8 protein-coding genes are annotated in these 9,433 nt (G+C 66.5%); 3 read left to right on the top strand and 5 right to left on the bottom strand.

Features of this window, described 5'->3' with window-relative positions; all coding sequences use genetic code 11:
- Both VFV09_06980 and VFV09_06975 read left to right on the top strand, forming a co-directional pair.
- A partial coding sequence (locus VFV09_06980; GenBank protein ID HEU4867455.1) for a hypothetical protein occupies positions 1 to 1,106 on the top strand: 1,106 nt, incomplete at its 5' end.
- A gap of 312 nt (positions 1,107 to 1,418) precedes the next feature.
- Positions 1,419 to 1,877, top strand: coding sequence for a hypothetical protein (locus VFV09_06975; protein HEU4867454.1), 459 nt, complete (start codon positions 1,419 to 1,421; stop codon positions 1,875 to 1,877).
- A gap of 153 nt (positions 1,878 to 2,030) precedes the next feature.
- On the opposite strand, the gene VFV09_06970 is transcribed toward VFV09_06975, so the two are convergent.
- The 4 genes from VFV09_06970 to VFV09_06955 form a co-directional block, all read right to left on the bottom strand.
- The gene (locus tag VFV09_06970; protein ID HEU4867453.1) at positions 2,031 to 3,047 is read right to left on the bottom strand and encodes a class I SAM-dependent methyltransferase; all 1,017 of its coding nucleotides are present in this window, start codon (positions 3,045 to 3,047) and stop codon (positions 2,031 to 2,033) included.
- Entirely contained in the window at positions 3,044 to 3,796 is a 753-nt protein-coding gene (locus tag VFV09_06965; protein HEU4867452.1) for a class I SAM-dependent methyltransferase, read from the bottom strand. The genes VFV09_06970 and VFV09_06965 overlap by 4 nt, the downstream gene beginning before the upstream one ends.
- Positions 3,793 to 5,295: a glycosyltransferase gene (locus tag VFV09_06960; GenBank protein HEU4867451.1), complete on the bottom strand. Its 1,503-nt coding sequence runs from the start codon at positions 5,293 to 5,295 to the stop codon at positions 3,793 to 3,795. The genes VFV09_06965 and VFV09_06960 overlap by 4 nt, the downstream gene beginning before the upstream one ends.
- A gap of 81 nt (positions 5,296 to 5,376) precedes the next feature.
- A complete protein-coding gene (locus VFV09_06955) occupies positions 5,377 to 6,636 on the bottom strand; it encodes an acyltransferase (GenBank protein HEU4867450.1) in 1,260 nt (419 codons plus the stop codon).
- Positions 6,637 to 6,739: 103 nt separating this feature from the next.
- On the opposite strand from VFV09_06955, the gene VFV09_06950 reads away from it, so the two are divergent.
- On the top strand, positions 6,740 to 8,893 hold the full coding sequence (locus VFV09_06950; protein HEU4867449.1) for a hypothetical protein: 2,154 nt from the start codon (positions 6,740 to 6,742) through the stop codon (positions 8,891 to 8,893).
- Between the two features lie 15 nt (positions 8,894 to 8,908).
- Here the strand turns inward: VFV09_06950 and VFV09_06945 are convergent.
- Positions 8,909 to 9,433 (bottom strand): acyltransferase family protein (locus VFV09_06945; protein HEU4867448.1); only part of this gene is annotated, 525 nt, incomplete at its 5' end.

Raw genomic sequence — 9,433 nt, 5'->3', positions numbered from 1 at the left:
CGCTGCGCCTAACCACCGACAAACGCAAGCACCTGGTCGATGCAGCGTCCTCGGTGGTGGTCGCCTTCGTGGTATTGATCGCCGGGTTGCTGGTGGCATCCCGTGGAGGCCTGTTCACCTCGGAGTTCGTGAAGGGCTGGCTGCAGGCGATCCTGGAGTTCGGCGGGGGGTTCGCCCAGCTGCCGATGGCCACAGCCCCCAATGCGGTGACCGTCGCCGCCTTCGCTCTGTTGTTCTTCTCCTATCTGACCCTCATCGGCTGGTCGCTGGCCCGGCTGGTCCACAATCGGGCAAGCCACTTCGAGGTGTTCAACGGCTTCCTGGCCGTGTACGGACTGCTGATGCTGGTGCACTTCGTCGGCCGTTCGGGCGACTACACGCCGTTTCACCTCTGGATTCCCCTGGCGCTAATTACGGTCAACCTGGCGGGGCGATTCTGGGACTACGCCGAGCCGAGCTTCGCTAGGCGGGGAGTCGCGCCGTCCCGCTTGCGGATGGCCCGGGCGTTGCCCTTCGTCGGCGTGGCGGTGGTGGTGGCACTCTTTGCGGCGCTGGGCCCCCGGCCGATGCTCCGCCAGCCGATTGCGGATTACCCGAGCCTGGCCTCCAAGCTGGCCGGGGCCGGGGAACCGGACGGCCTGTGCCTGATCGAGCAGCCGAAGGACCTGTGCGGCCTGCCGGCGCAGCAGGAGCCGACGGTCAACCACGTCCGGGCGGTGGCCGCCCGGCTGGCGAGCATCGTCGACCAGGGCCAGACCTTTGCGGTCGTGGACGAGACCGGGTCGCTGTTCTACCTGCTTGCCGGGTCCCCGTCGTTCAGCCGGTACCCGAGGATCTTCATAGCGATGTACAACGACGAGATAGTCGAGGAGGTAAAGGGTTCGCTGGAGGACCCGCCGCCTGACTACATCCTCACCCGCCCGCTGGTGCCGGACGAGGGCAAGCCGTTCTACCGCTTCTGGCGTTTCGCCACCTTCGGGATGGCGCCCGGGTCCCTGCACCACGAGACCTGGGAGGAGCTGAACGAGGTGATCCAGAGGGACTACGTGCTGGACACCGACATGGCGCCGTTCCAGCTTTACAAGCGGGTGCAGAAGCCGGCCTAGCGGACCGTCGAATCTGCGATTTGCGATGCGAAGGCAAGAGTCAGGATGGGCTTTGAGCTTCAACACCGCAACACTGCCTCGGGGCTTCGCCGAAGCTGGAAACGAGCGTCGACAGATCGATTTTCCAACTGCAGACTGCGCCTCCTGGACGCGCTCCACGTCAAATCTTGGTTGCTCGTTGTGTCAATGGAATCCGTAGAGGGTTCCGTAATTGCACGGTCGCCGATCAATAGCCGGCGAACTACCTTGGCAACTACTGACAGAGGTCGACGACTTACGCCGACCGCTGAGGCCGAGCCAAGGAGGCACCAAATGAAGAGAATCAGCACCCGCATACCCCTGAGGAAACGGGGCAGATTGACTGCAACGATTGTCCTTTCTGCTCTAGCAAGTGTTGGGCTTCTTGCAGCACCTGCGCAGGCTGCCGTCCTGTGCGCCAACGTCGCCGGAGCCCGCGCTTGTGGTGACCCGGTTTTTCATGACCAGAGGTCGTTTACCATCCGTAACCTCACGCTGGAGGACACGGCCGCAGATGGGAAGATGGTCTATGTGCGGATCGGGGGCCAGGTAGCCGGTGGTTGGGGACGGGAGACCTATTACTACGACACCATCCGGGCGACCGGCCCGAACCCGGTCAAGGCATTCATAGGGAACGTCTGGGGGGCGTATGACCCTAAGATTCACAAGGTCTGGATACAGGTGTGCAGGGACGAGGTGTTCTGGGACACTTGCAACGTCAGTCCGTTCCAGGCTAATCCGTTTGCCCCCTGACCGATCGGGGTGAGTCCCCAAATCTCTAAAGAGGGGCTCGGCGAAAAGCCGGGCCCCTCGCACCAATCGGCTTTGACTCCGAGCTCTCGGCCCGGGAACGAAACATAGTTGGTCAAGACATTGCAGGTCAGCCACGGTTCGGGCTGATCCTACCTACCTCAGCTTGGTCCCCCGGATGAACAGCAGGCCCCCCTGGTCCTTCAGGAACGGGAGGTTGCCCAGCAGCTTCTCGGTCGCCTTGATCGTGATCTCCGCCCCCCGGCCGCCCAGCGGGTTGATGAAGTGGGGGGGCATGTAGATCATCGTCCGGGTGCGGATGTGCATGTCGGCCGCCTTGCCCCAGGACTGGACCTCCTGCTCGCTCATGATGTAGTGCTCGCTCGGGTGCTCCTCCCACAACTTCTTCAGCTTCACCAGCAGGTCGAACAGCTTCCGGAAGATGCTCTTGTTGTTCTCCAGCGCGTAGAACTGCCCGGACCGCTCCATCACCCGGGAGACCTCCTTCAGGCAGTCGGGCGGGCTCGCCAGGTGGTGCAGCACCCCGTAGATCACGCAGCCGTCGAACAGCCCGTCCTTGAACGGCAGGTTCTCGGCGTCGCCCATCACGTAGAACAGGTCCTCGTTGCCCAGCTTGTGGGCCTCGTCGATGGCCTTGCGGAGCATCCCCCGCGAGATGTCCACGCCGACCACTACCGTTCCGTCCTTGGCCAGCGGCCGGGAGATCCGCCCGTTGCCGCAGCCGACCTCGAGCATCATCTTGTGCCGGCTCATCTCGGCGCCCCAGATGCTCCACACGTACTTGTCGACCGCCTTCCAGAAGTGGCTGTCCGTCATGCCCTCGTAGATTTTGACGATCTCGTCGAAGATCTCAGCCTGGCCCTTCTTGTGCTCGTCGACCGCCTGCTTGGAATCCAGCTCTGCGCCGGCCAGGTCGAGCTCGGCCAGCTGGCCGGCGAACTTACGGGTGAAGTCGTCGTCCTGGGTGAACCATGCGGGCTCCCGGACGATGATCTCGGCCACCTGGTCGTCGATCTTGTACGGGGTCCGGCACCCGGCGCACTTCAGCACGCCCTCGGAAACCGCCCCGTCGGCGGTGGCGAAGACCGTGAGGTCCAGGTCGGGCCCGTGGCACGCCGGGCAGCGCAGCCACTTGATCAGCTCCTGTTTCAAACTTCGTCCACCGGTCCTTTCGAGTTGCTGGTTCCACCGAACAGCTGGAAGGGCAGCGCCCTCTCCCAGATCGGGACGCTCTCCAGAATCGACTCGAGCTTCTCGCCGAACGGCAGGTTCGTGACGAACGGCGGCAGGAACCCGAAGCGCCGGGTGGCGATGTCGTCCAACCCTGCGCGCTCCATGACCGGGTGAAGGATGCGGTCGTGCATCTTGAAGATGCCCTTCTCGCCCTTCCACCTCATCTCCGGCGTCAGCGTGATCTGGACGTAGTAGAGGGGGTTGAGCGGGTTCGGCTCGACGAAGGCTACCCGGCCCCCCGGCCGCACCAGCCTGGCGGCGACCTCGAAGCAGGAGTCCAGGTCGTGCACGTGGTGCAGGACGAAGAAGCCGATCACCGCGTCGTAGGCGCCGTACATCTCGGGCGGGGCGTCGACCAGGTCGTGGCCGTGGAGCGGGATGTCGTAGCGGCCGGCGTTGATCTCGTCCAGCTTGGCGACCAGCTGGGGCGACAGGTCCAGTCCCTCGACCTTCACTCCCAGCTCGGCCAGGATGAAGGTGTAGCGCCCCAGGCCGCAGCCAACCTCCAGCACCCGGTCGCCCGGCTTGATGCCGGCGAACTCCATGATGTGCCGCACGTGGCGGCGCAGGTAGGGGGAGTCCTCACGGGTCAGCGTGACGTGGTCGGCGTTCTCGAAGTACCCGCGCTGGTAGGCGTTGTGGTCGACGGTCGTCTTCTCGTCGGTCACGGCGCCAGCTCCAGGACCCCTGGTGCGGTTACCGCCGGGGCGTCCTGCGTCCGCCCGGCAACCGCCAGCACCGACAGGCCGAACGGCAGGTCGAATCGCTTCATGATCTTCATCTCCAGACGGGTCACCTGCAGCAGGATCTTGTTGAGCAGGGGCGGGACCTCGAAGTCGTCGGCCGAGTTGGTCGACCGCATCAGCGTGCGCAGCTTGCGGAACAGCCAGGCGACCGGCAGCAGCCAGGAGTGGAAGTAGGTCAGGCGCTTGACCTCGAAGCCGCACGACCGCAGCTCGGCGTCGAGCTGGTGCCGGGTGTAGCGGCGGTAGTGGCCGAGGACGTGGTCGGCGTAGCTCCACATCCATTGGAACGCAGGCACGGTGACGATCAGCACTCCGTCGGGCGCCAGGACCCGGCGGACCTCCTTGAGAAGTCCCTCGGGGCGGGCGTGGTGCTCCAGGACGTCGAGCAGAAGCGCCGAGTTGAACGATCCTTCGGGGAACGGCAGGGCACCGGCCTCGGCCCGGACCAGCCCGGTGAGGCCTCGCCCGGAGGCGTGGTCGAGGGCCTGCGTCGAAAGGTCGACCCCGAATGCAGGCACCGAGGCCCCTGCGGCGGCGGCCAGCATCGCGCCCCCTCCGCAGCCGAGATCGAGGCAGCGGCCCTTGCCGGCGGCCTCCAGAGCGGTCAGAACCACCTGGCGCTTGGCGACGTACCACCAGTGGCGATCCTCAGATGTCGACATGACCTCCATCGCCTGCATGCTCGGGATGCCCGGGGCGTGGATGTCGCCCTTGCCCAGCCGGCGGACCACCCGGAAGATGTCCCGCGACATCCGGAAGGCGTCCCGGACCAGTGAGACCCGGCTCCCCTCGGAGTGGGCCCAGGTGACCGGGATCTCCTTGACCGTGTACCCGAGGCGGGAGGCGAGGACCACCAGTTCCGCATCGAACGCAAAACCGTCGACCCGCTGGTAGCGAAAGATCTCTTTTGCGACATCGGCCCGGAACAGCTTCAGCCCGCACTGGGTGTCGCGAAACGGTATGCCTGAAAGCTTGCGGAGCAGGAAGTTGAAGACGTGCCCGGCGACCTCCCGGTACCAGGCCGGGTGCACCTCGATCACCGACTCGGGCAGCCCCCGGGAGGCGATCACCATGTCGGCTCCAGACTGCATCTCGGCCAGAAGTTGGGCCACTGCGTCGGTCCCGGGGCTGAGGTCGGCGTCGAAGCAGCCGACGATCCGCCCGGTGACGTGGTTCATGCCCTCCCGGACCGCTGCGCCCTTGCCCCGGTGGGCGACCTCCACCAGCCGCACGACGAACTCCCGGCGGGTGGTCCACTTGCGGACCAGGTCGGCGGTCCCGTCGGTGCTGCCGTCGTCGGAGACCACGACCTCGAGGTTCAGCGCAGCCGACTCGGCGAACGCCTGGAGGTGCTCCAGCGTGCGCGGGAGCCTGGCGGCCTCGTTGTAGGTGGGAATTACGAGAGAAAGATCCGGTTCCATGTGCCTGATGTCCTGTGGCGGGCCGAAGGTCGCCCGGCGATTAGCTCAGTGAAGGATACAGGGACCGGTGCCGCAGGCGTACTAGACGCCCGAGGGGGCCCGCCCGGCGACTACCGGTTCCGGGGGCGGCGGGACACGCTTCGCAGGCTCGGGTTGCCGCCGCCGGGACCCGATCTTGCGCTCGACCGCTTTGCCCAGGCGCTGGCTGGGCCGCTCGATAACGCGGTGGAACAGTTCGGCGATGACCAGTGACACCGAGATGGCGACGGCCATTGCCAGTGCGGGGTTGTAGCCGGCCCCCAGCAGGACTGCGGTCGACACGACGATCGGCTCGTGTACCAGGTACAGGCTGAACGAACGGGTGCCCAGCCACCTGGCCGGGCGCGTGGCCAGCCACGACCGCTCCGAGCACTGCACCGCTACGAAGATCAGCAGGCAGCCGCCGAGCATCATCAGGACCAGAGCGGTCCTCAGCTGGAAGGCCAATGTGTTGATGTCGCGGTTCAGCCCCCGGACGGTCCAGTAGCTGTTCAGCATCAGCAGCGCGGCAATCGACAGGCCGGCCCAGACCCACTTCGAGTACCTCAGGTTGTGGATCGCGGCGCCCAGCTTCGCCAGCCGCTCGTGCTCCACCGCCATCAGGACGCCGAGCCCGAACATCGGCAGGTAGAACCGGAACGACGACTGGAACTCCGAGAAGTAGACGATCGCCCCCATCAGCCCCACGGCCTTCAGCAGGTTGAGCTTTGGGAACCTGATTCCGACCAGAACGTAGATCGGCAGCAGCATCGAGAACATCACCTCGTAGCGCAGGGTCCACAGAGCGCTGTTGCTGAAGCCGGGGTAGGGGAACAGCAGCAGGTCGCTGCGGACCATCGACCCGGTCAGCTCCGGCTGGTGCGCCTGCAGCCAGCCGTTGGTCCCCTCGGCAAAGCGGCGGGGGAGGACGTTGATCCACATCACGGCCAGCGCAAAGGCGCCCCACACCGGAACGTAGAGGCGGATCAGCCGCTTCGGGAAGTACCCGATCCAGCCCCGGTCGGTGCCCCGGGCAAACGGCAGGGTGAGCACGTAGCCGCTCAGGATGAAGAACAGGTACACGGCCTCGGTTCCCGCCCAAAGGACGTGCAGAGGCGAGAAGGCCGCCCACCACCAGATCGTGCCGCTCTCGATCGCCGCCGGGTTGAGGTAGGCCAGGGCCAGCTCGGTTTTCAACAGGAACGAGTGGCATATCAGGACCACCAGGGCGGCGATGCCGCGGAGGCCGTCGAGAGCGTGGAGACGTTGGTTGACCGCCGGATCAGGCGCGGGCATAGTCTGCGAGGGGGGAGGGCCGATCACGGGTTACATCCTTACCCGGGGATGGTGGGTGCGCAAGGCGCCCGGAAGATGGGGCGTGGGGAATGCATCCTAGGAGAGTACCGACAGATCTGCGCGGCTGCGTTTGGACGAGCTAGACCCGTCGGCCCCCGGCCGATCCCCCAGCCGCATCGGGATCGTGCTCCTTCTTGCCGGTCTCGCGGTGCAGTTGTGCCTGGCCGCCATCGTCTTCGTCGACCCGCCCGCCCTGGACAGGTCCGAGCTCTCGCAGTGGGGAGGGTTCGCCCTGCACCCCGAACGCGAAGCGCCCCTCTACCTCGCCACCCTGGGTGCCGCGCTGTTTGTGTTCGCAGCCCTCAGCCTATGGCTGGAGCGACGGACGTCGCACCGGAAGGGAGGGTCGTTTGTCCTGTCGCCGGCGGTGCAGGGGGCAGCGGCGATCGGCGCTACGGCCGCGTTCGTGGCGCTGTTGGGCCGGCTCCGGGACACCCCGGCCGGCGACGCCCACCCCGGCGGACAGGTCGCCGCTCTGGCCGCGCCCTTCCTGATCACCATTCTGTTTCTGGCGGCGGGCTTATGGCTGTCGCCGGGCGGCGGGGGCGAAAACCCTGCTGAGTTCGATGGTGGAGCGCCCGACAGGCTGAGATTCTCCGCGTGGGACCTGATCGTCCCGGTGGCCGTGTTCCTACTTCTGTGGGTCCCCGAGGGCACCATCCCCGCCGGCAGGATGTTCCTCGAGGAGAACAACATCCACTGGGACCTGTTCGCCATGGCACAGGCGTTGATGTTCCGCCACGGGCAGACCCTGGGAACCGACACCTACTCCTACTACGGGGCCGGCTGGCCGATGGTCTTCGCCGGCCTCGCCCGGTGGGTCCCGCTCACCTACGGCCGGATGATCCAGGTCGGGTCGGCTTACCTGGTGGTCTACATGTGCGGGACCTACGCCTTTTTCCGGGTTCTGGTCCGCCGGCCGGTCCGGGCGGTCGCCGGGACCGTGCTGGTGCTGCTGCCGTGCTTCTACTGGCTGTACGGGTTGTACTTCTGGCGGTCGCCGAACGTGACACCGATGCGGTGGGCCTTCGACGTCTGGGTGCTGCTGGCGCTGGTGGTGCACGCCAGGACGGCGGGCCGGGCCTGGGCGGTCGCCGCGGGCTTCTTGACCGGCTTGGCCGTCGTCTTCAACATCAACTCAGGGTTGGAGCTGGCCACGGCAGTAGGGTTCTACTTCCTCGGCGCGCTCCTCCTCAAAAGGCCCGGCGCCGGCCGGGATCTCGCCACCGCAATCCTGGCGGCGCTCGCCCTGGTGGTGGCCGGGCTCGCCCTGGCCGGCCGGGGACAGGTGTTCGCGCTCGAATTCTGGTCCGGGTGGCTGAAGGAGCCGTTGGGGTTCTCGTCGCTGCCCCTTCTGACCGGGGTCACGACGGCGGCCCTCTTCTGGTTCGCAGCGCTGGTGTTCGGTTACCTGTCGGTCGCCGGCTGGGCGATATTCCGGGTCGTCCGCGGGGCCGCCACCATGCTGGATTGGCTGGCCGGCGCCATCGGGGTCTACGGGCTGATGCTGCTGGTCAAGTTCGTCCGCTACTCGTCGGACCAGACCCTCTACCGGCTGCTGACCCCGGCAAGCATCCTGCTGGTGTTCTTCGCCGCCCGGGCCTGGGATCGGCGGAGCTTCGACGCCGGCTTGCCGGTGAAGATCGGGGGCCTGGCGTTGGGGGCGGTTGTGGTCGCCGCCGCCGTGTTCTCGGGACCCAAGCTCGTCGACCCGGTCCTGGACTACCCCAACCTGGTTGCCCAGTGGAGCCGGGGCGCCGAACCCGAAGGGGTGTGCCTGCTGGCCGAGCCCCGGGACCTGTGCGGGCTGCCGGCGGGCTTCGAGCAGCCGGCGGCGCAGATCCAGGCCATCAGCACGCAGTTGACCGATCTGAAAAGCCAGGGCATGAGCTTCGCGGTGATCGACGAGAACGGCTCGCTGTTCCACCTCGCCACCGACACCGGACCGTTCTTCCGACAGCCCCGGATCTTCTTCTCGACGATTGCCAAGGAGCGAGTCCAAGCGATCACCGACGCGCTGGACTCGAACCCGCCCGCCTACGTGCTGACCCGGCTGCCCCTGGTCGAGGGGACGCCGGACTACCAGGAGTGGTCGCTCATGGGTATCGGGCCCGCGGCGAACTCGTTTTACGGCGACCTTTGGGGTTCGCTGCAGCAGGTGGTCGAGGCGCGCTACCAGCTCGAGTCGACCATGGAGCCCTACCAGTTGTGGCGCTTGAGGTAGCTCCAGCAAGAAAGATCAGTCGACGGCGGGCAGCGGCTCCACGCCCAGCAGGTGGGTCTTCGGCTTCATTCCCCTCATGCCCGCCTTCTCGACGAGGTGGCAAAGCATCTTGACCGGGTTTTCCACCAGCCGGTAGAAGATCTCGGTCGCCAGGAGGAAGACCGGGACCGCCACCGCCAGGCTCAGGAGGATGCTGGGCTGCCCTCCGAGGACAACCGCCACGGTCACGATCACCGGCCAGTGGACCAGGTAAAGGCTGAACGAGCGGCTCCCCAGCCACTGCAGCACCGGGGTGTCCAGCCACCGGCGCCACGGGCCCTCGATGCTGATGAACATCGCCATGCACGCCCCGACCAGGATCAGTGCCCGGGCGGTGGGCAGGAATACCGCAAGCCGCTCGGAGTCCATGGTGTAGGCGAGCAGGTTCCAGTTGCTGTTGAGCAGCACCAGGGCGACCAGGGCCAGGGCCGCCCAGATCGCGCCGCCGAGCTGGCGGTCGGAGATCCAGCCGCCGAACTGCTTCAGCCGGTCACGCTCGAC

Source organism: Actinomycetota bacterium (genome assembly GCA_035759705.1).
Taxonomy (GTDB): domain Bacteria; phylum Actinomycetota; class CADDZG01; order JAHWKV01; family JAHWKV01; genus JAJCYE01.
This window is presented reverse-complemented; position numbering and strand designations above follow the sequence as displayed.